The 22,358-nt window shown below is 56.8% G+C and carries 25 protein-coding genes and 1 pseudogene; 17 read left to right on the top strand and 9 right to left on the bottom strand.

Going from position 1 to position 22,358, the window contains the following annotated elements; translation table 11 throughout:
* Both PMI18_RS09780 and PMI18_RS09785 read right to left on the bottom strand, forming a co-directional pair.
* On the bottom strand, nucleotides 1-1,054 hold a 1,054-nt coding region (locus PMI18_RS09780), incomplete at its 3' end, for an MFS transporter (RefSeq protein ID WP_007903302.1).
* Complete coding sequence (locus PMI18_RS09785; protein ID WP_007903300.1) at nucleotides 1,051-2,064, bottom strand: aminotransferase class I/II-fold pyridoxal phosphate-dependent enzyme; 1,014 nt, start codon at nucleotides 2,062-2,064, stop codon at nucleotides 1,051-1,053. The genes PMI18_RS09785 and PMI18_RS09780, both read right to left, overlap by 4 nt.
* Before the next feature lie 241 nt (nucleotides 2,065-2,305).
* Here PMI18_RS09785 and PMI18_RS09790 point away from each other — a divergent pair, with 241 nt between their 5' ends.
* The 9 genes from PMI18_RS09790 (at nucleotide 2,306) to PMI18_RS09825 (ending at nucleotide 10,712) form a co-directional block, all read left to right on the top strand.
* Nucleotides 2,306-3,214 carry a LysR family transcriptional regulator gene (locus PMI18_RS09790; RefSeq protein ID WP_007903298.1) on the top strand — a complete coding sequence of 303 codons (909 nt, stop codon included), beginning with the start codon at nucleotides 2,306-2,308 and terminating at the stop codon, nucleotides 3,212-3,214.
* Between the two features lie 240 nt (nucleotides 3,215-3,454).
* Complete coding sequence (locus tag PMI18_RS09795) at nucleotides 3,455-4,648, top strand: CaiB/BaiF CoA transferase family protein (RefSeq protein WP_007903295.1); 1,194 nt, start codon at nucleotides 3,455-3,457, stop codon at nucleotides 4,646-4,648.
* Complete coding sequence (locus PMI18_RS09800; RefSeq protein WP_007903293.1) at nucleotides 4,645-5,571, top strand: hydroxymethylglutaryl-CoA lyase; 927 nt, start codon at nucleotides 4,645-4,647, stop codon at nucleotides 5,569-5,571. Before PMI18_RS09795 ends, PMI18_RS09800 begins: the two co-directional genes overlap by 4 nt.
* A gap of 176 nt (nucleotides 5,572-5,747) precedes the next feature.
* Nucleotides 5,748-7,079 carry an MFS transporter gene (locus PMI18_RS09805; protein ID WP_033036676.1) on the top strand — a complete coding sequence of 444 codons (1,332 nt, stop codon included), beginning with the start codon at nucleotides 5,748-5,750 and terminating at the stop codon, nucleotides 7,077-7,079.
* Between the two features lie 211 nt (nucleotides 7,080-7,290).
* Entirely contained in the window at nucleotides 7,291-7,707 is a 417-nt protein-coding gene (gene fos, locus PMI18_RS09810; protein WP_007903291.1) for a fosfomycin resistance glutathione transferase, read from the top strand.
* Between the two features lie 64 nt (nucleotides 7,708-7,771).
* A complete protein-coding gene (locus PMI18_RS09815; RefSeq protein WP_007903290.1) occupies nucleotides 7,772-8,410 on the top strand; it encodes a LysE family translocator in 639 nt (212 codons plus the stop codon).
* A gap of 103 nt (nucleotides 8,411-8,513) precedes the next feature.
* Nucleotides 8,514-9,863, top strand: coding sequence for a sensor domain-containing protein (locus PMI18_RS09820; protein WP_007903289.1), 1,350 nt, complete (start codon nucleotides 8,514-8,516; stop codon nucleotides 9,861-9,863).
* A 116-nt stretch (nucleotides 9,864-9,979) separates the two neighbouring features.
* The gene (locus tag PMI18_RS31795; protein WP_008014777.1) at nucleotides 9,980-10,135 is read left to right on the top strand and encodes a KGG domain-containing protein; all 156 of its coding nucleotides are present in this window, start codon (nucleotides 9,980-9,982) and stop codon (nucleotides 10,133-10,135) included.
* Between the two features lie 73 nt (nucleotides 10,136-10,208).
* Nucleotides 10,209-10,712 carry a DUF4142 domain-containing protein gene (locus tag PMI18_RS09825; protein WP_007903288.1) on the top strand — a complete coding sequence of 168 codons (504 nt, stop codon included), beginning with the start codon at nucleotides 10,209-10,211 and terminating at the stop codon, nucleotides 10,710-10,712.
* A 56-nt stretch (nucleotides 10,713-10,768) separates the two neighbouring features.
* Here the strand turns inward: PMI18_RS09825 and PMI18_RS09830 are convergent, their stop codons facing one another.
* On the bottom strand, nucleotides 10,769-11,167 hold the full coding sequence (locus tag PMI18_RS09830; RefSeq protein ID WP_007903287.1) for a low affinity iron permease family protein: 399 nt from the start codon (nucleotides 11,165-11,167) through the stop codon (nucleotides 10,769-10,771).
* Between the two features lie 324 nt (nucleotides 11,168-11,491).
* On the opposite strand from PMI18_RS09830, the gene PMI18_RS09835 reads away from it, so the two are divergent.
* The gene (locus PMI18_RS09835) at nucleotides 11,492-12,577 is read left to right on the top strand and encodes a type I restriction endonuclease (RefSeq protein ID WP_007903286.1); all 1,086 of its coding nucleotides are present in this window, start codon (nucleotides 11,492-11,494) and stop codon (nucleotides 12,575-12,577) included.
* A 202-nt stretch (nucleotides 12,578-12,779) separates the two neighbouring features.
* On the opposite strand, the gene PMI18_RS09840 is transcribed toward PMI18_RS09835, so the two are convergent.
* Nucleotides 12,780-13,319 carry an AidA/PixA family protein gene (locus PMI18_RS09840; RefSeq protein ID WP_007903284.1) on the bottom strand — a complete coding sequence of 180 codons (540 nt, stop codon included), beginning with the start codon at nucleotides 13,317-13,319 and terminating at the stop codon, nucleotides 12,780-12,782.
* 124 nt (nucleotides 13,320-13,443) lie between these two features.
* Nucleotides 13,444-13,947 carry an inclusion body family protein gene (locus PMI18_RS09845; RefSeq protein ID WP_007903283.1) on the bottom strand — a complete coding sequence of 168 codons (504 nt, stop codon included), beginning with the start codon at nucleotides 13,945-13,947 and terminating at the stop codon, nucleotides 13,444-13,446.
* A 447-nt stretch (nucleotides 13,948-14,394) separates the two neighbouring features.
* Here PMI18_RS09845 and PMI18_RS09850 point away from each other — a divergent pair, with 447 nt between their 5' ends.
* Nucleotides 14,395-14,724: a YXWGXW repeat-containing protein gene (locus tag PMI18_RS09850; RefSeq protein ID WP_007903282.1), complete on the top strand. Its 330-nt coding sequence runs from the start codon at nucleotides 14,395-14,397 to the stop codon at nucleotides 14,722-14,724.
* A gap of 66 nt (nucleotides 14,725-14,790) precedes the next feature.
* Nucleotides 14,791-15,561 carry a trans-aconitate 2-methyltransferase gene (tam, locus tag PMI18_RS09855; RefSeq protein ID WP_007903281.1) on the top strand — a complete coding sequence of 257 codons (771 nt, stop codon included), beginning with the start codon at nucleotides 14,791-14,793 and terminating at the stop codon, nucleotides 15,559-15,561.
* A gap of 55 nt (nucleotides 15,562-15,616) precedes the next feature.
* Here the strand turns inward: tam and PMI18_RS09860 are convergent, their stop codons facing one another.
* The 3 genes from PMI18_RS09860 to PMI18_RS31175 all read right to left on the bottom strand — a co-directional run bounded on the left by PMI18_RS09860 (nucleotide 15,617) and on the right by PMI18_RS31175 (nucleotide 16,844).
* On the bottom strand, nucleotides 15,617-16,024 hold the full coding sequence (locus PMI18_RS09860) for a type II toxin-antitoxin system HicB family antitoxin (protein ID WP_007903280.1): 408 nt from the start codon (nucleotides 16,022-16,024) through the stop codon (nucleotides 15,617-15,619).
* Nucleotides 16,025-16,060: 36 nt separating this feature from the next.
* The gene (locus tag PMI18_RS30530) at nucleotides 16,061-16,240 is read right to left on the bottom strand and encodes a type II toxin-antitoxin system HicA family toxin (RefSeq protein ID WP_081499876.1); all 180 of its coding nucleotides are present in this window, start codon (nucleotides 16,238-16,240) and stop codon (nucleotides 16,061-16,063) included.
* A gap of 268 nt (nucleotides 16,241-16,508) precedes the next feature.
* Nucleotides 16,509-16,844, bottom strand: a complete 336-nt coding sequence (locus PMI18_RS31175) for a hypothetical protein (RefSeq protein WP_007903279.1) — start codon at nucleotides 16,842-16,844, stop codon at nucleotides 16,509-16,511.
* A 379-nt stretch (nucleotides 16,845-17,223) separates the two neighbouring features.
* On the opposite strand from PMI18_RS31175, the gene PMI18_RS09870 reads away from it, so the two are divergent.
* Genes PMI18_RS09870 through PMI18_RS09890 form a run of 5 tightly spaced genes read left to right on the top strand, consistent with a single transcriptional unit; the run spans nucleotide 17,224 to nucleotide 22,256 of the window.
* Nucleotides 17,224-18,690 (top strand): cytochrome c oxidase subunit II, encoded by a 1,467-nt coding sequence (locus PMI18_RS09870; protein ID WP_007903278.1) that lies wholly within the window; start codon nucleotides 17,224-17,226, stop codon nucleotides 18,688-18,690.
* Between the two features lie 50 nt (nucleotides 18,691-18,740).
* On the top strand, nucleotides 18,741-20,516 hold the full coding sequence (gene ctaD, locus PMI18_RS09875) for a cytochrome c oxidase subunit I (protein WP_007903277.1): 1,776 nt from the start codon (nucleotides 18,741-18,743) through the stop codon (nucleotides 20,514-20,516).
* Nucleotides 20,513-21,205, top strand: a complete 693-nt coding sequence (locus PMI18_RS09880) for a cytochrome c oxidase subunit 3 (RefSeq protein WP_007903276.1) — start codon at nucleotides 20,513-20,515, stop codon at nucleotides 21,203-21,205. Before ctaD ends, PMI18_RS09880 begins: the two co-directional genes overlap by 4 nt.
* 6 nt (nucleotides 21,206-21,211) lie before the next feature.
* Nucleotides 21,212-21,925, top strand: a complete 714-nt coding sequence (locus PMI18_RS09885) for a heme-copper oxidase subunit III family protein (protein ID WP_007903275.1) — start codon at nucleotides 21,212-21,214, stop codon at nucleotides 21,923-21,925.
* A 13-nt stretch (nucleotides 21,926-21,938) separates the two neighbouring features.
* Nucleotides 21,939-22,256, top strand: coding sequence for a cytochrome C oxidase subunit IV family protein (locus PMI18_RS09890; RefSeq protein WP_007903273.1), 318 nt, complete (start codon nucleotides 21,939-21,941; stop codon nucleotides 22,254-22,256).
* 31 nt (nucleotides 22,257-22,287) lie between these two features.
* Here the strand turns inward: PMI18_RS09890 and PMI18_RS31570 are convergent.
* Nucleotides 22,288-22,358 (bottom strand): annotated as a pseudogene (locus PMI18_RS31570) (magnesium transporter); the annotation flags it as partial.

The following is a 22,358-nucleotide window of genomic DNA, read 5'->3' as shown; positions in this document are numbered from 1 at the left end:
TACCGCCGATAATGGCGGCCATCAGTTGGTGAATGAAACCGCTCAATGCCATCGCATAAGCACCGCCGATCGGCGAACCTTCGTTGGCCAGGGACAGGCTGATCGGGTAATTCAGCGACTGGCCAAACACCGCAAAACAATAGGGCAACCAGAACAGCAGCGCTATTGACGTACCGGCGATGCTACCCAGCAACATGACTGCGCTGCCGGCCAATACCAGCCCAACGCCCGCCGTCATCAGCTGGCGCTGACCGGTACGCAGCACAAAGCGATTGACCGCCACAGCCCCGAGAAAATAGGCCGCGCTGATTGGCCAACCCAACAATCCGTATTCCACTGCCGACCAGTTGAAGGGGCCTTGCAGAATCAACGGCGCGGCGGTGTTGAATGCGACGATCACCCCGTACCCCAAGCCGCCGACAAGGGCCGGCAACAGGAAGGCCCGATGCCCCAGAATGTGCCAATAGCTCGTCCAGGCGGATGACAGTGTGTTCTCTGCTGCCAGCACCGGGAACGTGAGTCGGGCCACCACCACCGCCATCAACAGGCTTACGCCACCCAACAAGTAGAAGATCATCGGCCAACCCAGCGCCACCTGGATAATCGACCCCAGGTATTGGCCGATACCCAGCGCCACCACAAAGGAAATCGATATCCAGGACAATGCCTTGGCCAGCAGGTCGCCGCGAAAACTGTCGCGGATCAGCACCCGGGCCATGACCGAAATTCCGCTGGCGCCTACCCCCTGAATCAGTCGAAAAAACAGGAACGACTCCAGCGTCTGGCCCAAGGGCAGGGCCAGGTTACCCACCCCATAGATACCGAGTGCCGCGAGCAAAACCGGTTTACGGCCAATGCGCTGGCCCAGGCTGCCCCAGAACAGCATCGGCAGCGCCATGCCGATCAGATACACCGCCAGCCCCCATGAAACCTGCGAGGCATCGGCGGATAGATCCCGGGCAATTTCCGGCAGTGCCGACAGATAAATGCTCATGCCCAATTGGGCGAGAAAAACCGTGCAGCAGGTGATGAGGAGGGTGGTGCTGCTCTTCATTGGATCTTCCTTGGGTTTGCGCTGCCGATATCCCGGCCGTGAGTGCGTAAAAGCTCGCTGATAAGTTCACAGAAATGGCGTATCAGCGTCGTCTCCATGTCGGCGCGCAACGTGATTCTGATGGCGGCCTTGCCTTGTGGGACCACCGGGAAAAACACTGCCGAAGTGAAGAAACCTTGATTGGCCAGTTCGATGGCGATGCTATTGGCCAGCATTACCAGACCGCCGCTGGCGCCAAACGACTTGGCCAGTGAGGCAACGATCAGGCAGTCATCATCCAGTGCATGCAACCTGGGACGCACGAGCCCGGCGCCGAATGTTCCTACAGCGGAAAGCGCGTGGGAATCGTCCAGATAGAGAAACAGCCCATAGCGGTCTTTCAGATACAAGAGGCTGTCCAAGTCCGCAACCCCGCCCATGCTGTAGGCACCGTCGGCGACATACGCGACTCTTGTGTGCCGCTGACACAGCGTCTCGAGGAAGTCCATGTCGTTATGCGGGCACGTCACGACCATGGTTTCATCCGCGCAGGCGGCTTTGAGATGATTCATCGAGTAATGGGCCAACCGGTCGAAAACCATCACCGGAGGGCGATTTTCGGTGAACACGCCGCTGGCCAGCAACGGCAGGATCCCAGCGCTCGCGGCACTGCACGACAAGGTGCTCAGGCAACTGGCGCCGAACAACTCGGACAATTCGGTTTCGAATTGATCCAGAATCGCCAGCTTGCAGCGGTTCTTTGAATTGGCGATGCGAAGGGTGCCGGTTTCCCACAGTGTGGCCATGGCGCCGTCGAGAAGATCGGGATGGTGATCCAGGCCCAGGTAAGACGTTGTACAGAAATGATGAAATGCTCGCCCATACTGATCGAGCATGCGGTTGGCACTTTTTATTTCAACGTTGAGCCCCGAGATTTTTCCGGCTTCGGCTGTCTCCCAATCGTGATCCGCCAACGAAATGAGTTTGCGGTAGTTGGTGAAGGCATGCTCCGTGTGCGGTGTTTTGTTCATGTGTGAATGACATTCCTTGAGTGAATCTATCCGTGGGTTTGTTGCAATTTGTATGTGTTGCCGGACTTTACAGAGAGTTCCGGTCGGCTTTGAATCGGATGTTTCTGGTAGTGCTGAGAGTTGTAAGAGATTTAGTTGTAGGGCGATGCCCCGCAGTACTGTGAGGCAATTGGATGTCGGGGACGAAACGAAACCGGGCTATCCTGCCGACTCAGTCGAACCGAAATCATCGAGCCCTCCCATGCTGCAAAAAAGCCTGATCCGCCGCCTCGACCTGATCACTCTCCAACTGTTTGTGGCCGTCCACGAAGAGGGCACCTTGACCCGTGCCGCCGCCCGTGAAGCGATCGCGGTGTCGGCGGCCAGCAAGCGCTTGATGGAGTTGGAGGAGGCGCTGGGCATCAGCCTGTTCGTGCGCCAGGCCAAGGGCATGACCCTGACGACAGCCGGCGAAACCCTGCTGCACCATGCACGGCAGATGCTGTTTAACGTCGAGAAAATGGGCCTCGAACTGGGCGAGCATAGCCACGGTGTACGGGGTTATGTGCGGATGCTTGCCAATCTGTCGGCGATCATTCAGTTCCTGCCTGAAGACCTGCGGGACTTTTCCGAACGCCATCCGCAGGTCAAGACCGACCTTGAAGAACGCCCCAGCAGTGGGGTGATTCAGGGCGTGCTCGATGGTGTGGCGGACCTCGGGATCTGCTCCAGCGACAGTGACGTCAAAGGTCTGCACAGTGTTCTTTATCGCCGGGACAAACTGATGGTGTTGATGCCGGCCGATCATCCGCTGGCGAGTCGCTCGACCCTGGCTTTTGCCGACACGCTGGACAGCGATTACGTCGGTTTGCACGCCGCCAGTTCCATCAACATGCGCACCCATGCGGCCGCGCGCAAGGCCGGCAAGGTGCTGAGGCTGCGGATTCATGTGCCGGGTTTCGACGCCATGTGCCGGATGGTCCAGGCCAACATGGGCATCGGCATCCTGCCGCAAAAGGCTTACGAACTGTTTGGCCGGGCGTTGGGTTTGCACGCGGTGCCGCTGACGGATGACTGGTCGGATCGCGCGTTGATACTGGTGGTACGCGATGAAGCGAGGCTGTCGCCGGTGAGCCGGATGTTGTTTGAGCAGTTGCGCGGCCGGGTCTGAACATTCTCGATTGGATGGGCGGGCCTCTTCGCGGGCAAGCCTCGCTCCTACAGGATTGGCGGCGGGCACACAAAATCCTGTAGGAGCGAGGCTTGCCCGCGAAGACTGACTTGAGGTCGCGGCAATTCTTCTGCCGAGCATTCGCATTTCGCGAACGGCCGTTGCCAACTGAAGGTTGGATTCCTTACCTCTCAGTCCTCTAGCCTTGGTTCATATTCCAAGAACAAGAGGTACCCCGCGATGACTGCCCCCTTGAGTGCAATCAAAGTGATCGAGATTGGCACACTGATCGCCGCGCCGTTCGCCGCGCGCATGCTCGCCGAGTTCGGCGCCGAAGTGATCAAGATCGAAGCCATGGGCCAGGGCGATCCCCTGCGCAAATGGCGCAAGCTGCACGAAGGCACTTCGCTGTGGTGGTACCTGCAATCGCGAAACAAGAAGTCCCTGGCGCTGAATCTGAAATCCCCCGAAGGCATCGAGCTGGTCAAGCAACTGGCGAGCGACGCTGATGTGCTGATCGAAAACCTGCGCCCTGGCGCCCTGGAGAAACTCGGCCTGGGCTGGGACGTGTTGCATGCCCTCAATCCCAATCTGACGCTAGTACGCATTTCCGGTTATGGCCAGACCGGCCCGTACCGTGATCGTCCGGGTTTCGGTGCAATCGGCGAGGCCATGGGCGGGATTCGCTACACCACCGGCACCCCCGGTTCACCGCCGGCCCGAGTGGGCGTGAGTCTCGGTGATTCCCTGGCTTCGTTGCATGCGGTGATCGGCGCCTTGATGTCGCTGCTGCGGGTCAAGACCGGGCAGGGTGGCGGGCAGGTGGTGGATGTGTCGTTGGCCGAAAGCGTGTTCAACGTGATGGAAAGTCTGGTGCCGGAATACGACATGCTGGGCCATGTTCGTGAGCGCAGCGGCGGGGCATTACCGGGCATCGCGCCCTCCAATACCTACCTGACTGCCGACGGCGCCTACGTGGTGATCGCCGGCAACAGCGACCCGATCTATAAGCGCCTGATGGCGGTGATTGGCCGGGGCGACCTGGCCGAAGCACCGGAGTTTGCGCATAACGATGGCCGCGCCGCCAAAAGTAACGTGCTCGACGCTGCCATCACTCACTGGACCAGTAGCCTGCCTATCGATGAGGTGTTGTCTGCACTGGAAGCTGCCGAAGTCCCGGCCGGGCGCATCTACTCGGTAGCCGACATCGTTGCCGATCCTCACTATCAGGCGCGGGGCATGCTGCTCGACGCCGAACTGCCCGGCGGCGCGACGGTGAAGATGCCGGGCATCGTACCGAAAATGTCCGAGACCCCCGGTGGCGTGAACTGGTCGGGGCCGAGTCTGGGTCAGCACACCGACGGCATTCTCGCGGGGCTGGGCCTGACTGACCAGGACATCGAACGGCTGAAAGCTGAAGGGGTGGTGCAATGATCACTGATTATTCCCAGAGGCTGATCGTTCAGGAAGTCTCCCCTCGTGACGGCTTGCAGATCGAGCCGACCTGGGTCGAAACCGTCGACAAGATTGCGCTGATCGATCAGTTGTCGCTGGCGGGATTCAGCCGCATCGAAGCAGGCTCGTTCGTTTCGCCCAAGGCCATTCCAGCGTTGCGCGATGGCGAGCAAGTGTTCAAGGGCATCGCCCGACGGCCGGGCGTGATCTATGTCGCACTGATCCCCAACCTCAAAGGCGCACAACGAGCGCTGGACTCGGAGGCCGATGAGCTGAACCTGGTGATGTCCGCCAGCCAGACCCACAACCTGGCGAATATGCGGATGCGCTGCGAGGCGTCATTGGCGGCGTTTGGCAAGATCGTCGAATTCGTTCGCGGCACCCAGGTGCGGCTCAACGGCAGCATCGCCACGACCTTCGGTTGCCCGTTCGAAGGCAGGATCGATGAGGATCGCGTGCTGCAAATCGTCGAGGCGTATCAGGAGCTCGGGATTCAGGGCATTACCCTGGCCGACACCACTGGCATGGCTAATCCGCGTCAGGTTGATCGCTTGGTGGGCAGAGTCTTGCAGCGGGTTTCGCCAGCGGATCTGACCCTGCATTTCCATAACACTCGCGGCCTTGGTTTGTGCAACGTCCTGGCCGCCTACGAGGCTGGTGCCCGACGCTTCGACGCGGCCCTCGGCGGCCTTGGTGGTTGCCCGTTTGCGCCGGGTGCCTCGGGCAATATCTGCACGGAAGATCTGGTCAACCTGTGCGATGAAATCGGTATTCACACCGGCATCGATCTGCCGTTGTTGCTGAAGCTGTCCCGAGGGTTGCCCACATTGCTGGGCCACGAAGTACCCGGGCAACTCGCCAAGGCAGGGCGCAATTGCGACCTGCACCCCACGCCTTCCTGAACCCACCACGAACCTTGTAGGAGCGAGGCTTGCCCGCGAAAGCGGTCTGCCATTCAGCATTGATGGAGGCTGACAAACCGCCTTCGCGGGCAAGCCTCGCTCCTACAAAAAGCCACAACGCGCCAGACAACAAAAACAATCGGGACTCCCTCGTGAAGTCCATCTGGAGAAACACTATGAGCCTCAATGTACTGGAGGCGGGCGCGAGCCTGTCCGTTAGCCACGACGCCGAAAAAGCCCTGGTGCGCAAAGTCGCCTGGCGACTGATGCCGCTGATCATGGTCTGCTACCTGTTTGCGTTTTTCGACCGCATCAACATCAGCTTCGCCAAGTTCCAGTTGCAGGCCGACCTGAGCCTGAGTGACACCGCTTACGGCCTCGGCGCCGGGCTATTTGTAGTGGGTTACGTGATCTTCGAAGTACCGAGCAACATGATGCTCTACAAGGTCGGTGCGCGGCGCTGGATCGCCCGGATCATGATGTCCTGGGGTATCGCCACGGCGGCCATGGTCTTCGTCAACAGCGAATGGCAGTTCTACGCTTTGCGCTTCGTGATCGGTGCGATGGAGGCGGGTTTCGCCCCCGGTGTGCTGTATTACCTGACGCTGTGGTTCCCGCAGCACTATCGCGGGCGCATCACTTCGATGCTGTTTCTCGCGTCGGCGTTTGCCGGGCTGGTTGGTGCTCCGTTCTCCGGGCTGGTGCTGCAACACCTTGATGGCTTCCTTGATATGCGCGGTTGGCATTGGCTGTTTCTGCTCGGTGGCGTGCCTTGCATCGGCCTCGGTTTGTTGGTGTTGACCTTGCTCAAGGACCGCATAGAAGACGCCCATTGGCTGACGCCGTCTGAGAAGACACTGCTCGCCAGTCGTATCGCTCACCATGAACCGCACAAGAGCGGCGGCTCCTTGCTGGCGGCGTTGCGGATTCCGGGGTTCCTGACGTTGGGGCTGATCTACTTTCTGATTCAGGTGGCGTCCTACGGCTTGAACTTCTGGGCGCCGCAACTGATCCGCAGTGCCGGCACCGAGAGCCCGGTGATGATCGGCTTGCTGACGGCCATCCCCTACATCTGCGGTGCCATCAGCATGGTGGTGATCGGACGGTTGTCCGATGCCACCGGCGAGCGGCGCAAGTTTGTCGCAGGTTTAGTGGTGGTTGGCGCGGTGGGGTTCTTCTGCGCAGGGATCTTCGCTGACCACACAACCTTCCTGATTGTCGCCCTGGGCTTGCTCGGTGCCGGGATCATCGCCTCCATCCCGAGCTTCTGGACCCTGCCGCCGAAACTGCTGGCCGGGGCTGGTGCAGGTGCCGCTGGCGGGATCGCGGTGATCAACACCCTCGGCCAGTTCGGTGGGATCGTCAGCCCGGTCATGGTCGGGCGGATCAAGGATTTGACCGGCAGCACTACCCCGGCGCTATACGTCATCGGCGTTGCCGCGCTGATTGCTGCTGCGTTGTTGCTGTGGGGATTGCCGCAGAAGCTGCGCACGCTCGATAAGTTCTGAAACGTGCGGTGCTGGGCCGGACGCCATCGCGGGCAAGCCCACTCCCACATTGACCGCGTCAGGCACAGGATCTGTGTCCGACGCCAATCCCTGTGGGAGCGGGCTTGCCCGCGATGGCTGACTCACAGCCAACAAACCCCCAGCGGCTATACGCTCAAGGACGTTTAAGTTGTACGCTCCGGTCGGAACCAGCCTCAAGGTTACGAAACCCATGCTAACCGGCCTCAACCACCTGACCCTCGCCGTCACCGACCTGAACCGCAGCGTGGCGTTCTATCGCGAACTGCTGCAACTCCAGCTAGAAGCCACGTGGGACACCGGCGCCTATCTCTCATTACCCGGTCTGTGGTTGTGCCTTTCTCTCGATCCGCTGCGCGAAGCCGCGCCCGCTGCTGACTACACTCATTACGCCTTCAGTATCGGCGCAACGGACTTCCCGTTGTTCGTCGAACGCCTGCGTTCCGCCACCGTGCGGGAATGGCGGGACAACCGCAGCGAAGGCGCATCGTTCTATTTTCTCGACCCGGACGGGCACAAGCTTGAGGCGCACGTCGGGGATCTGGTGTCTCGGCTGGCGGCGTGTCGGCAACGGCCGTATGCGGGGATGAAGTTCTTCGACGATCTGTGAGTCGATGTTCAGGGGCCTGAGATAGACTTGCGTCCATTCATCCGGCGTTTCAACAGGAATTCCCATGACTCCATCGCTGCTAATGGCCGTTCTCGCCTCAGGCTTCATTTATGGCATCACGCCGGGGCCGGGTGTGCTGGCGGTGTTCGGTATCGGCGCGGCGCGCGGGCGGCGGGCCGGAGCGGGGTTTCTGTGCGGGCATTTGTTGGGCGACGTGGTCTGGTGCAGCACGGCGCTGATCGCGATTGTCGGTGCGCGGGAAATCGGCAGCACCGCGTTCGATGTGTTGGGCGTACTCAGCGGGCTCTACCTGTTCTGGCTGGGCCTGCGCGCGGTTCGCGCTCGTCGCGGCAGTGCCGAAGCACCTCAAGGTCCGGCGCGGCAGCCATTCTGGCACGGCATCCTGTTCGGTCTGACCAACCCCAAGGCTTATCCGGTGGCAGTGGCGACCTTTACTGCGCTGCTGTCCAGCCGTGCAGAGTTGCTGCATTGGTCGATGCTGCCATGGTTGATCATCCTGAGCTTCGTTGGTGGCCTTTTGGCCTACGCTATTCTCATAGGCATCGTCGGTGCGCGTCAGGTGCGCACGTTGTATCAGCGTCATGAACTGGCGATCACTCGGTTGTGCGGGGTAATGTTCATCGGTTTTGCCATCAACGCCCTGGTGCATGCACTGCCGGGGCTGGTGACGAACAAGGCTTGAGGCTGATCGCAAGGAAGCGTCGGCTGCACAGTCATCGCTCGGGCGTATGACCGGTCAGGGAAGGTTGTTCAATGTTGGATTGTCCGGACACGCTCTCTGCACTATGGCAACCAGAAACTCCGCGCCACTGGCGAGCTACATCGACCTCTTGCTGGACGCCGTCTGTGCGGTGGACAAACAAGGTCGCTTCGTATTTGTCAGCGCGGCCTGCGAGCGCATTTTCGGTTACACCCCCGACGAGCTGATCGGCCAGCCGATGATCGATCTGGTACATCCCGCCGACCGACAGCGTACCCTCGACGCCGCACGGGAAATCATGGGGGGCGAGCCCAAGCTCAACTTTGAAAATCGTTACCTGCGCAAGGATGGCCGGGTGGTGCACATTCTCTGGTCGGCGCGCTGGTCGGAAGTCGATCAATTGCGCATTGCCGTGGCCCACGACATCACTGAGCGCAAACAGGCCGAGTCCCGACAAGCGGCGCTGTACGCAATCTCCGAGGCGGCCCACGCGGCGGAAGATCTGCTGGCGCTGTTCAAACGCATCCACTCGATCATCGGTGAATGGCTCCCGGCGTTGAATTTCTCCGTGGCGCTGTATGACGAACACTGCGCGCAGCTGAATTTTCCCTATCACGTCGACGATCGTGAACCACAACCCGAGGAGCCCGGGACTGTGACCGGGCGTCTTTGCAGTGAAGTCATTCGCAGCGGCTTGCCGATTCTGCTGACCCCGGATCAGGACAATCCTCCGGCGGGGTTTGCGACACTGGTCGCAGGCCAGGATTCGCCCTGCTGGCTGGGCGTGCCATTGAGTTCGCAGAACGGCACCATTGGCGCGTTGATCGTTAAAAGCGTACCGGGCGGCGAGCGTTACACCGAGCAAGACAAAGAGCTGCTGCAGTATGTTTGCGCCCAGGTTGCGACCGCTATCGAGCGCAAGCAATTGCATGCCCGGCTCCAGCGCATGGCCCAGTACGATCAATTGACTCAGTTGCCCAATCGCGAATTGCTGCGCGAGCGCCTCAAAGCCTCGCTGGCGCTGGCTCGAACAGACTCCGGTCGAATGGCGTTGCTCTACGTCGACCTCGACCGCTTCAAGCAAGTCAACGACACCCTCGGTCATGCGGTCGGCGACATGCTGTTGCAAGCGGTCGCCAATCGGCTCAAGGGCTGCGTGCGCGAAACCGACACCGTGGCGCGTATCGGTGGTGATGAATTTGTTGTGTTATTGCACAGCATCCACGCCGCGGAAGATGCAGAGAATGTGGCGAGAAAAATCCGCCAAGTGCTGGTTCAGCCCCTGCGACTGGACGGGCATAACCTGAACATCCAACCGAGCATCGGCGTCGCACGATACCCCGAGCATGGCACTGAAGAAAACCAGCTGTTCAGGCATGCCGATGAGGCGATGTACAGCGCCAAGCGCCAGCATCACCTGCGTCTCGGGGCTTGAAAGTCCGTCACCGTTCGTCGCAGCGTTGCCAGTTTTTCTAAACCTTTTTGGCGATGGAAATTCTTATTCTATGCGAGCGGCTGCTCGCTGCTCTCATCATCAAGAGGATGAAAACCATGCCTACTTCAAAAAATCCGAGTCCGGGTAGTGCCCACGATCGAACGAAGGCGTCTGAAGCCGGTCGCAAAGGTGGGAAAACCACCACGACGACCGTTGATAAAGACTCCGCGAAAGGCGGCATGGGCCGCAAAGGTGGTCAGAAATCCCGGTAATAGTGAAGGTGGTTTTATTAAAAGACGGGGGCGCAAGCTCCCGTTTGAATTTTCAAAGAAGGAGGGCGCGACCATGAGCCGGATGGCCACCCGTTTACGCAATGCCAGTTTTGTCACGTTACTTGGACTGTTTGCCAGCAGCGCCTTTGCCCAGTCAGCCGCCGAATTCATCAACGAAGTGTCGGCCAAAGGCATGGCTGACATCGAAGCCAATCGCCTGGCGCACCAGAAAACCGAGTCCAAAGAGGTCAAGGATTACACCATCGTGGTAATCAACGACCTCACCACCGCCAACCAGCATCTGGCGAAAATTGCCAAGCAACTTGATTTACCGGTCGCGCCACGCGAAGAGGTGATGGACAAGGCCAAAACGTTGATCCCGGAGGTGAAGGACGACGCCTCCTTCGATCAGGCATACGCCGCTAACCAGGTGAAAACCACACAAGAATCCATCGAGCAGCTTCAACAACAAGCGCAGACCACGGACGTACCGCAAATCAAAGCGTTCGCCGAAGAAACCTTGCCCAAACTGCAAAACCACCTGCAAATGGCCAGGGCGCTGCAAGCCAGTCGTTAGCACCAATGGCGCGGGTGACGTCGCCGGTCACCCGCGGGGCTTGGATCAACATTCATTCAATCCTGTTCCTTTGTTTCAGGGACGACAGTGCCGTCCAGAGGAATCGTTTCGCCCTCGCCGAGGTTGCGATATTTCTTTCTCAATTCTTCCAGCTGTTTGAGATCCAGCGATTCGAGCCCCAGCATCGCGTTCTGCGCTTCTTTCGTTACTCGCAATAACTCATCAATCTTCAAGTGCAAAATGTCCGTGTCGCGGTTCTGGGTGTTCTGGATCAGGAACACCATCAGGAAGGTGATGATGGTGGTCGAGGTGTTGATGATCAGCTGCCAGGTATCGTCGAAATGAAAAATCGGCCCGCTCAAACCCCACAGGATAATCAGAACGATCGCCCCCAGAAATGTCCGGGGCAGGCCGGCCCACAGGGAGAGTTTCTGTGCAATATTTGCGAATTTCATTGCCGTGTTCCTCGTAGGGATGCGCCTGATTTTCAGACAGCACGGGCATAACGAAAATTCTGCTGAATATTGGCTGCGGGATGGAAGGCTGGTGTGGCTGAAGCCTCTGTCAGTGCTCGTCGCTCGGGGTTGAGTAGGTCGCAACCATTTCTACTGACGAGGGAGTTGATCGATCGGGCTTTTCATCGGAATGCGGCCTATGGCTTGCCGCGTCTGGAATCTTTGGTTGGAATCTTTCTTTGTGCCGGTTTGTGTCTAGTATCAAATGGCAGTCAATTTGCCAGCATGCAAACACACGGATCGAAACCAAGTAAGAGGTCACTCATGGAATTCTTTGAGAAGTTAGCAAGCCTAGCCGCCAAGGTTCGTTTGCAAAGCGCAGCAATTCAGACGGAGGAGGCGACCAAGAATGCTTTCGTCATGCCTTTCATTAGTACGGTGCTGGGCTACGATGTCTTTGATCCGAGTGAGGTGACTCCAGAATTCGTTTGCGATATCGGAACGAAAAAAGGAGAAAAAATTGACTACGCAATCATGAAGGAAGGAGAAGTACAGATCCTCATCGAGTGCAAAAAAATAGGCGAATCGCTGCACATCAATCACGCCTCCCAGCTATTTCGCTATTTCCATGTCACCAGCGCTCGAATCTCTATCCTCACCAACGGCCAGGTCTATAAGTTCTTCACCGACCTGGATGCGCCCAACAAGATGGATGAGAAACCGTTTCTTGAACTCGATCTTCTGGATATCGATGAGTACTCCGTCCCCGAATTGATCAAGCTCACCAAGTCTGCATTCGATGTGGATTCGATCATCAATGCGGCAGGTGAGCTGAAATACGTCAGTCAGATCAAAAAGGTCATTGCTTCACAGGTCATCAAACCTGATGACGACTTTGTAAAAGTCTTCGCCTCCCGAGTGTATGACGGGGTCATAACTCAGAAAGTCCGTGAGCAGTTCCACGAGCTGACGAGAAAAGCAGTCGTGCAGTTTCTCAATGATCAGATCAATGACCGACTCAAATCAGCTATGAGTGGTGCCATTCAGCCTGCGCTGGCATCGAGATCGGTTTCTGCCGGCGGCAGTGATCCGGCAGATCAGCGTGACGAATCAGAGGATAAAGTGCTGACGACCCTGGAAGAATTGGAGGGTTATCACATTGTCCGTGCGGTGGTTCGTTCGGTTGTGGACGCTAAACGGATAGTGCAGCGCGATACGCAAAGCTATTTTGGGATCTTGCTCGATGACAACAATCGCAAGCCGATTTGTCGCCTTCATTTCAATCGTTCACAAAAGTACATTGGGATTTTTGACGAAGAAAAAAATGAAACGCGGCATCCGATTGGCTCGGTTGATGAGATTTACGATTATTCTGATCACTTGAAGAAGACAGTTGGATACTACGACTGACCTAAACAGCGTACAAAGAACCGGCCCCTTGAGGCTAATGCCAGTCAGTTAAGGACAAATCGGACCTGTAGGAGCCAGGCTTGCCGGCGAAAGCGCACTTAAGGACGCCTTCGCCGGCAAGCCTGGCTCCTACGAAAAGCGGTTTGCTCGCTTAACTGAGCGGCATTAGGCCCTCGAGGCCGGTTTTTTTGTGCATATCTATTCACGCCGACAGCGTCACCTCAGTCTTCCATCTGAAGTACCCCACCGCTTCACAGCGCTGGTTGATCAGCATGAAATTCAGTTCGCAGGCTGTCACGCCCGTGCTCAGTTGCGAACACTCCCAATAATGATCATCGGCGCTGTGGCTGCCAGGCTGGGTCGGGTTGGCGGGGTCGGGCGCGGGGACTGTCTGGTCGCTGTGAACGATCAGTTTGGGCGGCGAAAGAACCCCGGCGGCGTCCACCGTCAGATCGTGAAATACCACCGTATGTTCGGTCAGCAGGCTGACGGTTCTGCCGCGAATATGGAAGACCTTTCCGTTGCTGGCGGTCAGTGTTATTTTGCTGTCATTTTCAACACTTTGTGTTGTCGTGCTACTAGTCACGGGGAAGATGAAACCATCTTCAATCACCGTCGGGTTCTGCGATTCAAGACTGGGTTGCGGATAGCGTGAAAGCAACGATTCGGCATCGACAATCAGAAGCACACTACTGGCTATCACGGCGCCCGCCGAAGGGGAGCTAATCGGTTCGGAAGTCATCATGGATCCTTTCATGATGTTGACGCAAAACGGTAACCGCTTCGGTTCAAGTAAGACATCCTGTTCCAGCCGAGGCGGCAACGAGCCCGGTAGGCCCCTCGTTGCCAAGGGGCCCGGCCCAGCATCAGTTACGGATGGTAATGAACGGATCCCATGTGCAGCAGCCGATGATCTGGCAGTCGCGATTCACGATCAGAAACTGGAAGTGATAGGTCACGCTGCCGCAAGCAAGGGTTTCCGAAGACCAGTAATGGTTATCGACCTTCTGGCAGCTGGGCACCGACGGATTGCTGGTGTTAGGGACTGCAAAGGAGGCGGTAGCCTTGCGTGGCGTGGGCGTAGAGATCAACTCGTTGCCTGCGTTACCGACGAACTTGTAGAAAATCACTGCTTGCTCGAAGCCCAGCGACAGGCTGGCTTCACGCCAGCGAATCAAATCGCCTACCTGAGCTTTCAAGTTGAGCTCGCCACCGGCCTGGCCACTCACCACGTTGTTCTGATTGGTCACCATGTATACATGATTGACGTCGATCATCGTCGGCGCAGCAGGGTTTTTGCTGATGTTCGGGTAGTTTTTCAGAATGGTTTCGGTGTCGATCGAAACAAGTACATCCGTGACTCGAGACATAGTAAAGCTCCTTTGAACATAGTGATTACCTGGCTACCTACCAGGTACGACAACGCTTGTTTGCCTTGCGGCCGTTGCGAACACACTACTGGGGAACCCACTCGATCACGGGGTACGAGCTGGCCTTGCTCCTTGCCTTGAAATGACGGGTTGGGTTCCTTCCAACAGGCCGCGACTAGGACTATAGATGCCATTTTTATACTGTCAAAATCGCTTTGCGCTTCGGTCGACGAACGGTCCTTTTGGTTATGACTTTCAATGATTTTGCGATAAGAAAAGGCTCATTCAGATCCCCTGTGTTTTTCAGTCGTCAAATGATCCGGGTTCAGGCAATAGACAGACAAGGCCTGTTAAAAGAGTCATGAGCCAGGCAGGAGCATGGTTAGAAAAGGGGGGCTGTTTTTTTGCTGATTCACTCGATTTGGCTTTCAAGCCTGAGGAGGCGGCATGTTGTTACGTTACATGGTGTTGCTGGCGGTGGTGGTTGCCGCCGCGGGTTGTGTGCAGGAGCGGGTTGTTCATGACCGGCGTCCGGTGCAGCGTGAATATGTTGAAATCATCGCACCGCAGCCGCCACCGGAACGCGTTGTTGAGGTAGAGCCTGCGGGGCGGCCGGGTTATCTCTGGTCCAGGGGGTACTGGCGTTGGGAAGGTGGGCGTTATGTCGCGGTTCATGGCCATTGGGTCCCGGAACGGCCGGGGTATCGTTATGTGCATCCGCACTGGGAGCAACGTAACGATGGCTGGCATTGGCGGGTGGGGGCGTGGGTTAACTGACGCAGTCAATGTATCGTAGCGAACCGGTTGTCTGCCTCTGGCTACAACCTCCGACAGGAGAGCGATATGAGTTGGTCCGCCAAACAATACGTAGCTTTTGAAGATGAACGCACGCGCCCGGCGCGTGACTTGCTGGCCGCCATCCCCCCAGTGGACGTCCAATCGGCAATCGACATCGGTTGCGGCCCGGGTAATTCCACCGAGTTACTGGTGCAGCGCTTTCCCAATGCCGCGGTGCGAGGGGTGGACAGTTCACCCGATATGATCGAGGCCGCTCGCAAGCGCTTGCCTCACCTGCGTTTCGACACTGCAGACATTGATGCCTGGAGCGAGACCGGCCCGTTCGACGTGATTTTCGCCAACGCCGTGTTGCAGTGGTTGCCCGATCACGACCAGTTGCTACCGTCATTGGTGGCCAAGCTCGCGCCCGGCGGCAGCCTGGCGATTCAGATGCCCGACAACCTCAACGAACCGTCGCACAGGTTGATGCGCGAGGTCGCAGCGAACGGCCCTTGGGCTGACAAACTGGCAAGGACCGCAGGCCTGCGAACGGAAATGGAGGATGCAGGTGGTTACTACTCGATGCTGCGTGCCCACTGCACCCGGGTCGATGTATGGCGCACCACTTACTACCATCCACTCGCGGCCGGCGCGTCGGGCGTGGTCGAGTGGTTCAAGGGCAGCGGTTTACGGCCTTTCCTTGAGCCGCTGAATGAAGCGGAGCGGGAGCAGTATCTCAAGCAGTATCTGGCGGCGATCGAGCAGGCCTATCCGGCGTTGAGCGATGGTTCGGTGCTGTTGCCGTTTCCACGGTTGTTCATGGTGGCGACGCGCTGATCTACAAAAGCACATGTCTGGTCGTTGTCCCTTTGGTTGACCAACCTTTGAACCATCAGCCCTGCTGCAAAACCTTGAGTGCCGCCGAGGCCAGAAACCCGGAGCGACTTTTCTCTTCCGGATGATGCAGTACGTATTCGTCGATACGGTTGAGCAAGTAGCCGGGCAAGGTGATGTTGAGTTTCTGGGCCTTGCCCAGGTATTTAGTGACATCGATGTCCACCACGGCCCACGTACACCTTGCGTACTGCGGATTGGCTGCATGCAGGGTTACTTTGTTGGCGGGCGGAATCGGTGATCCGTCTTCGGCCAGTATTTCGAAATGGCCTTCGATGGCTTCGCGCGCCATGGCCATGGCGTCATCCAGATCCTCCCCAGCGGAGAAACAACCCGGAATATCCGGTACTTCTACACCCCAGGCGTGTTCATCATCGCCCATGGAAATCGCAATCGGGTAAAGCATGTTCGTCATCCTCTGAAGGCGCTGTCCATCGACTCGTCATAGCAGCGCCTGTTGCAAAATACTGATGGCCGTTTTTTTGAGTAGATCCTTTTTCGGATGAGGAACCGTTACCAGTCCCGGCTTGGTCGAATGCTTGAAATGGTGATGGCTCCCCTTGATTCGTACCAGATACCAGCCATCTGCAACGATTTGGCTTATCAAAAAACGGCTATTCACATCACCTCCCTGTGGTGTGCTTGTGGTTACTATACCTACTGAAATCCACTAATCAACACTATAACCACCAATGCATCCTGAGCACTGATGTGTTAACGGCGTGAAATGAGTCTAGGAGGGCAATTGGCGATGGCTTGGGGAGGTGCGGCTTTCTGTATTGCAGGGTTTTGCCACGGTGCTGAAGAGCAAGAGGCGCTCAAATTTCAGGTATAAAAAAACCGGCCACTTCGGACCGGTTCTTGTGTTCCCCGAGCATCACGCAGCAGATCTAAATCAGCTGATCAATCAAAACCGCGTTGGTATAGATCAAGCTTCCATCGCTCGCTCGATGCCCGACCAAATGGAACTGACCGCGTCCGTGCTGCAAGTAGACGCGCATTTGGCAGTCGGACAAGGGCTCGTATCCCTCTGGCAAGACCAAATCCATTGAGCTCATGTCGACATCAACCATGGCTTCAGGCTCATGGGTCTTCTGTAGGCGTTCTTCAGCTTCCTCCAGACGCAGATGGAGGGGGCCATCGACATCAAAACTGATCTCACCCACCGGGGTGGACTTTGGGGCGCCGCTGGGTTTGCACCAGCCTTCGATCGTCAGGTTACTCATGACGAAACCTCCGTCGTGGACTACTGGAGTCTGTAGCTCTTGTCTCTTCTCAATGCCAGCCGTTTCTGGCCGATTCTGCCATCCGTCATCAGAATTGAGTATAGCTGGGAGCGCCAATTCGCTATGCCCATTTAGTCCCGAGAGACGTAATGCTGAATGTCCATAGTTGTATGTAGCGAATAGCATTAAACAATTAACTTAATGTTCGAATTGGAATATCTGATTGGCAGGTTTTTCAGAAAAAGCGCGTGGTCCGTCCGTGCACTATACTTCCTGCTGACTTTACCGTCGGAATGGATGGTATTTGTCTGCCCTGCTTGGACGTCAGTGGCGATGCGTTTGCATAACCAGTGAATAACAGGAATAGGATGAAGAGAAAATGGCAATAGCAATTATCTTGATACTAATCGTTATTGCATCAGTGTTGTTCCATATACTAGCGCCTTGGCATGCGACACCGGCAGCTTCCAACTGGGGGTCCATAGACACTACCCTGTTCATCACCCTGATCATTAGCGGAATATTTTTCATCGCCATCACCGTATTTATGGCGGTAGCTGTGATGCGTTATCGTCACAAGGAGGGTGCCAGGGCGCACTACCAGCCAGAAAGTAAAAAACTGGAAACATGGTTGATTATCGTGACCTCGATAGGGATTGCCGCGATGTTGGCGCCAGGTCTGGTTGTTTACAGTGATTTCATCCATGTGCCGAAAAATGCTTATGAACTTGAAGTGGTCGCCCAGCAGTGGCAGTGGGCCTTTCGTTTTGCCGGCCAGGACGGGAAGCTGGGTAAATCGGATATCAAGTTTGTTGATTTCACTAACCCCCTCGGCCTTGATCCCAAGGATCCTGTCGGGCAGGACGATGTGCTTATAAAGAGCAATGAAATTCGCCTTCCGCTCGATCAGCCAGTGAAAGTTTTACTGCGCTCTAAAGATGTGCTGCACAATTTTTATATTCCGCAAATTCGCAGCAAGATGGACATGGTGCCGGGGATGGTGTCGTACTTTTGGTTTACGCCGACTAAAACCGGGAAGTATGAAATTCTTTGCGCAGAGTATTGTGGCGTCGGTCATTACAACATGCGCGGCCAGATGATCGTGGAAGAGCAGGGCGCCTTCGATCAATGGCTGAACAGCCAACCGACTTTTGCGCAGACATTAACGACAGCTGCCAAACCCAGTCAGGACAGCGTGCTGGAAAAGGGTCGCTTGTTGGTCGAACAATACGGCTGCAGTGCCTGCCATAGCCAGGACGGCAGTACCCGTCTCGGCCCGGGATGGAAGGGGTTGTATGGCCGCACTGAACAGTTTGCCGATGGCACCCGTGCGCTGGTCGATGAGGCCTACCTGAAAGAGTCGATCCTCGATCCGAAGGCCCGCCTGGTACAGGGCTACCCGCCAGTCATGGTGGCCTATACTCTCACTGAAGATGAACTGGGTGCTGTCGTCGCCCTGATCAAATCTTTGGGTGACGCGCAGCAAGAACCTTCTGCCAGCGAAAAACTGGACAGAGGTGACGACGTGGCGACGCAGGGGCAGCGGCTGGCCGAGTCGCTCGGCTGTCTGGCCTGCCACAGTGTCGATGGCAGCAAGGGCGTCGGCCCCAGCTGGCAGGGCCTGTATGGCGAGACCGTAACCCTTGCCGACGGCACGAGTATCAAAGCCGATGAGGGCTATATAAAGGATTCGATTCTTAATCCCGGCGCCAAAATCGTCAAAGGCTATGCAGCCGTCATGCCGGCCTTTACCCCGAGTGATCAGGAGTTGAATGCACTGATCGCTTTTATCAAATCCAAAGCGAATGCCGACGCTGATGCGAGCAAGGCGGAGCCAGGGAAGTAGCCGTAAAGCAGCCAGGAATGCACCGAAACTTCGAACAGGAGGATGACGTGATGGCCTATGCGGAGCAAGCCGAAACAGAAGCGCTACACGAACCCAAAAGCTTCCTGACCAAATATATCTGGAGTCAGGACCACAAGGTCATAGCCATTCAATATTCCTTGACGGCTTTATTCGTGGGCGTTATCGCCGTGGTGTTGTCCGGCTTGATGCGCATACAACTTGGCTTCCCCGGCGCTTTGGAGTTCATGGACGCCAGTGCTTACTATCAGGCGATGACCATGCACGGCATGATCATGGTCATTTACTTGCTGACGGCCTTGTTTCTGGGGGGCTTCGGCAACTATCTGATCCCGCTGATGGTGGGCGCCCGCGACATGGTCTTCCCCTATGTCAACATGCTGAGTTACTGGTTCTACCTGGTAGCTGTAGTGGTGTTGCTCGCCAGTTTCTTTGTCCCTGGCGGCCCCACTGGTTCGGGCTGGACGCTCTATCCGCCACAGTCCATTTCTCAGGGGACACCGGGGGTCGAGTGGGGCATCGTCCTGATGCTCGTCTCACTGGCAATTTTTATTGTCGCGGCCACCATGGGCGGGTTGAACTACGTCACCACGGTGTTGCAGGCGCGCACCCACGGCATGACATTGTTTCGCATGCCGCTCTCCGTATGGGGAATCTTCATGGCCTCGATCATGGCCTTGCTGGCTTTCCCGGCGTTGTTCGTCAGTGCGGTCATGATGCTGTTCGACAAGTTGTTGGGCACCAGCTTCTTTATGCCGTCAATGATCTCGCTGGGGCAGCAGATCGATCACCAGGGTGGTAGCCCAATATTATTCCAGCACCTGTTCTGGTTCTTCGGTCACCCGGAAGTCTACATCGTGGCTCTCCCTGCGTTTGGTCTGGTCTCCGACTTGATCAGCACGCATGCGCGGAAAAATATCTTCGGCTACCGGATGATGGTGTGGGCCATTATTGCGATTGGCGTACTCAGCTTTGTGGTCTGGGCGCACCATATGTATGTCAGCGGAATGAACCCGTACTTTGGCTTTTTCTTCGCCGTCACCACCTTGATCATCGCGGTGCCGACCGCATTGAAAGTCTACAACTGGGTGCTGACCCTGTGGCGCGGCGACATTCATCTGACCGTGCCGATGCTGTTTGCCCTGGCCTTTATCGTCACTTTCCTGGTCGGCGGTCTGACCGGGTTGTTTCTCGGCAATGTGATCGTGGATATTCCGCTCTCGGACACTTATTTCGTCGTCGCCCATTTTCATATGGTCATGGGGGTCGCACCGGTATTGGTGGTGTTCGGCGGCATTTATCATTGGTTCCCGAAAGTCACCGGGCGCATGTTGAACGACACCCTGGGCAAGCTGCATTTCTGGATTACCTTTCTGGGCACCTACGCCATCTTCTTCCCCATGCACTACCTGGGTTTCCAAGGCATGCCTCGCCGCTACTACGCCTATGAAAACTACGCGTTCATCCCGCAGTCGGCGCAAGAGTTGAATGCCTTCATTACGGTGATCGCATTGATCGTCGGCGTTTCCCAGTTGCTGTTCTTGTTCAACCTGGCCTGGAGTGCATTCAAGGGTAAGCCTGCAGGCAGTAATCCGTGGGGTGCGGCCAGTCTGGAATGGCAAACGCCGAACACCCCGCCGATACACGGTAACTGGGGAGCGAAGCTGCCGGTCGTGCATCGCTGGGCCTATGACTACAGTGTGCCGGGGATAGAACAGGATTTCGTTCCGCAAACGGTCTCCGCCGAGGAGCTTGAGCAGATGCGGCAACTCAGTGCCGAAGCCAAGATAGCGGACGTTAAAACATGAGCAGACTGCTATTGAGAAACGCCGACGGTGCTGACCCCGGCGGCAGTTGGAGTCGCGACCCAGGAGGTATCCAGGCCCCCGAGGGTGGCGATAGAGGCCAAATCGCAAGAGTGGGCCTGCGCTTGTTCCTGGTCGTGGTGAGTTCGTTATTCTTTCTCTTCCTTTTCGCCTTTATTGCCCGCTCACAAATGGCCGACTGGCTCCCCCTGACAGACCCCTTGGCGCCGTTAGCCAATCTCTGGCAGCTATGGCTGAATTCGGCTTTTCTGGTATTCAGCTGCATTGCACTGCAGTGGTCGCGTATGGCCGTCCGGCAGGCTCGACTGGACGCAACAGTCATTGGTTTCGCATTGGGGGGCGTATTTGCCATTGCCTTTCTAGTGGGGCAATTCTGGGTCTGGCAGCAGTTTGTCGCCTGGGGCTACTTTGTCGCCAGCAATCCGGCCAACAGTTTCTTCTACCTGTTGACCGGCCTGCACGGGCTCCACCTGCTGGGCGGGCTGATAGCCTGGAGCATAATCGTCGCTAAATTCCTGCGTCGCGTGCCGTTGCCGCAACTGCGCGTCAGCGTAGAACTCTGTACCACCTATTGGCACTACTTACTGGGTCTTTGGTTCGTGCTATTCGCTTTGCTGGCCAGCACGCCGCAAACCTATGAAGCGATCGCCAGATTCTGCGGCCTGAGGTGAAAAGCCATGGCATCGCCCCCACTTGCCCGAGTCGAATCCAGTTCATCCAATCCACCAGACTCACCGCCTGCACCGGGATGGCAGGGCATCGCCAGCGATTGGTCCTCGGATAGAGAGGCCTTCAAGCAGGTCCCTTGGGGCAAGGCGATGATGTGGATATTCCTGCTCAGCGATACGTTTATCTTTACCTGTTTTTTGACCGGCTACATGTCGGTACGCATGACCATCACTACCGCCTGGCCAAACCCCAGTGAAGTGTTCGCCTTGACGATTGGCGGTAAAGAAATCCCGCTTATTCTGATCGCCATCATGACCTTCGTGCTGATCAGTAGCAGCGGCACCATGGCCATGGCCGTTAACTACGCCTATCGCCGTGATCGTGCGAAAACCACTGCCCTGATGCTGGCGACCGCTGCCTTGGGGGTGACCTTCGTCGGCATGCAGGCATTTGAATGGAGCAAACTCATCTCAGAAGGGGTGCGTCCCTGGGGGAACCCCATGGGGGCGGCGCAATTTGGTGCCAGCTTTTTCATGATTACCGGTTTCCACGGGCTGCATGTGTCAATCGGCGCCATCTACCTCAGCATTGTGGCGATGAAAGTATTGCGGGGAGATTATGAGCGTTCCGGAAACTATCAGAACGTCGAGATAGCCGGGCTTTACTGGCACTTCGTGGATTTGGTGTGGGTGTTTATTTTTGCATTCTTCTATTTATGGTAGAGGAGCACGGGTGATGGCACATGCTCAAGGTCAGCAACATCCAATCAGCTTGTACCTTAAAATCTGGGGGCTGTTGTTTGTCCTCAGCACGCTGTCGTATCTCGTCGACTATTTTCACTTTCAGGGTTACCTCAGGTGGTCCCTGATTATCATTTTCATGCTGTTGAAGGCAGGTTTAATTGTCTCCATTTTCATGCACATGGCCTGGGAACGGTTGGCCATGGTCTACGCCATATTGGTGCCACCGTTGAGTTTGCTGGTGCTCGTCGGACTGATGGCCTCCGAAGCAGATTATGTGTTCTTCAGCCGAGTCATTTCCTTCGGCCAATAAGCAACTTCCGGTTGGCCTTGAGTCTCCAGGGCTAACCCGATATCACTCGCTTGAATTGATGCCATTTGTGCTGCCAGGCCACTGTCCAGTGGGGGGCTGCCG

The organism is Pseudomonas sp. GM102 (assembly GCF_000282555.1).
Taxonomy (GTDB): Bacteria; Pseudomonadota; Gammaproteobacteria; order Pseudomonadales; family Pseudomonadaceae; genus Aquipseudomonas.
The sequence above is the reverse complement of the archived record's forward strand: the minus strand, read 5'-3'. Positions and strand labels throughout refer to the sequence as shown.

What these genes read in the sequence shown, in the direction of transcription:
- PMI18_RS09785 (WP_007903300.1), bottom strand. Translation starts at nt 2,064, where the DNA reads ATGAACAAAACACCGCACACGGAGCATGCCTTCACCAACTACCGCAAA.
- PMI18_RS09790 (WP_007903298.1), top strand. Translation starts at nt 2,306, where the DNA reads ATGCTGCAAAAAAGCCTGATCCGCCGCCTCGACCTGATCACTCTCCAA.
- PMI18_RS09795 (WP_007903295.1), top strand. Translation starts at nt 3,455, where the DNA reads ATGACTGCCCCCTTGAGTGCAATCAAAGTGATCGAGATTGGCACACTG.
- PMI18_RS09800 (WP_007903293.1), top strand. Translation starts at nt 4,645, where the DNA reads ATGATCACTGATTATTCCCAGAGGCTGATCGTTCAGGAAGTCTCCCCT.
- PMI18_RS09805 (WP_033036676.1), top strand. Translation starts at nt 5,748, where the DNA reads ATGAGCCTCAATGTACTGGAGGCGGGCGCGAGCCTGTCCGTTAGCCAC.
- fos (WP_007903291.1), top strand. Translation starts at nt 7,291, where the DNA reads ATGCTAACCGGCCTCAACCACCTGACCCTCGCCGTCACCGACCTGAAC.
- PMI18_RS09815 (WP_007903290.1), top strand. Translation starts at nt 7,772, where the DNA reads ATGACTCCATCGCTGCTAATGGCCGTTCTCGCCTCAGGCTTCATTTAT.
- PMI18_RS09820 (WP_007903289.1), top strand. Translation starts at nt 8,514, where the DNA reads ATGGCAACCAGAAACTCCGCGCCACTGGCGAGCTACATCGACCTCTTG.
- PMI18_RS31795 (WP_008014777.1), top strand. Translation starts at nt 9,980, where the DNA reads ATGCCTACTTCAAAAAATCCGAGTCCGGGTAGTGCCCACGATCGAACG.
- PMI18_RS09825 (WP_007903288.1), top strand. Translation starts at nt 10,209, where the DNA reads ATGAGCCGGATGGCCACCCGTTTACGCAATGCCAGTTTTGTCACGTTA.
- PMI18_RS09830 (WP_007903287.1), bottom strand. Translation starts at nt 11,167, where the DNA reads ATGAAATTCGCAAATATTGCACAGAAACTCTCCCTGTGGGCCGGCCTG.
- PMI18_RS09835 (WP_007903286.1), top strand. Translation starts at nt 11,492, where the DNA reads ATGGAATTCTTTGAGAAGTTAGCAAGCCTAGCCGCCAAGGTTCGTTTG.
- PMI18_RS09840 (WP_007903284.1), bottom strand. Translation starts at nt 13,319, where the DNA reads ATGACTTCCGAACCGATTAGCTCCCCTTCGGCGGGCGCCGTGATAGCC.
- PMI18_RS09845 (WP_007903283.1), bottom strand. Translation starts at nt 13,947, where the DNA reads ATGTCTCGAGTCACGGATGTACTTGTTTCGATCGACACCGAAACCATT.
- PMI18_RS09850 (WP_007903282.1), top strand. Translation starts at nt 14,395, where the DNA reads ATGTTGTTACGTTACATGGTGTTGCTGGCGGTGGTGGTTGCCGCCGCG.
- tam (WP_007903281.1), top strand. Translation starts at nt 14,791, where the DNA reads ATGAGTTGGTCCGCCAAACAATACGTAGCTTTTGAAGATGAACGCACG.
- PMI18_RS09860 (WP_007903280.1), bottom strand. Translation starts at nt 16,024, where the DNA reads ATGCTTTACCCGATTGCGATTTCCATGGGCGATGATGAACACGCCTGG.
- PMI18_RS31175 (WP_007903279.1), bottom strand. Translation starts at nt 16,844, where the DNA reads ATGAGTAACCTGACGATCGAAGGCTGGTGCAAACCCAGCGGCGCCCCA.
- PMI18_RS09870 (WP_007903278.1), top strand. Translation starts at nt 17,224, where the DNA reads ATGGCAATAGCAATTATCTTGATACTAATCGTTATTGCATCAGTGTTG.
- ctaD (WP_007903277.1), top strand. Translation starts at nt 18,741, where the DNA reads ATGGCCTATGCGGAGCAAGCCGAAACAGAAGCGCTACACGAACCCAAA.
- PMI18_RS09880 (WP_007903276.1), top strand. Translation starts at nt 20,513, where the DNA reads ATGAGCAGACTGCTATTGAGAAACGCCGACGGTGCTGACCCCGGCGGC.
- PMI18_RS09885 (WP_007903275.1), top strand. Translation starts at nt 21,212, where the DNA reads ATGGCATCGCCCCCACTTGCCCGAGTCGAATCCAGTTCATCCAATCCA.
- PMI18_RS09890 (WP_007903273.1), top strand. Translation starts at nt 21,939, where the DNA reads ATGGCACATGCTCAAGGTCAGCAACATCCAATCAGCTTGTACCTTAAA.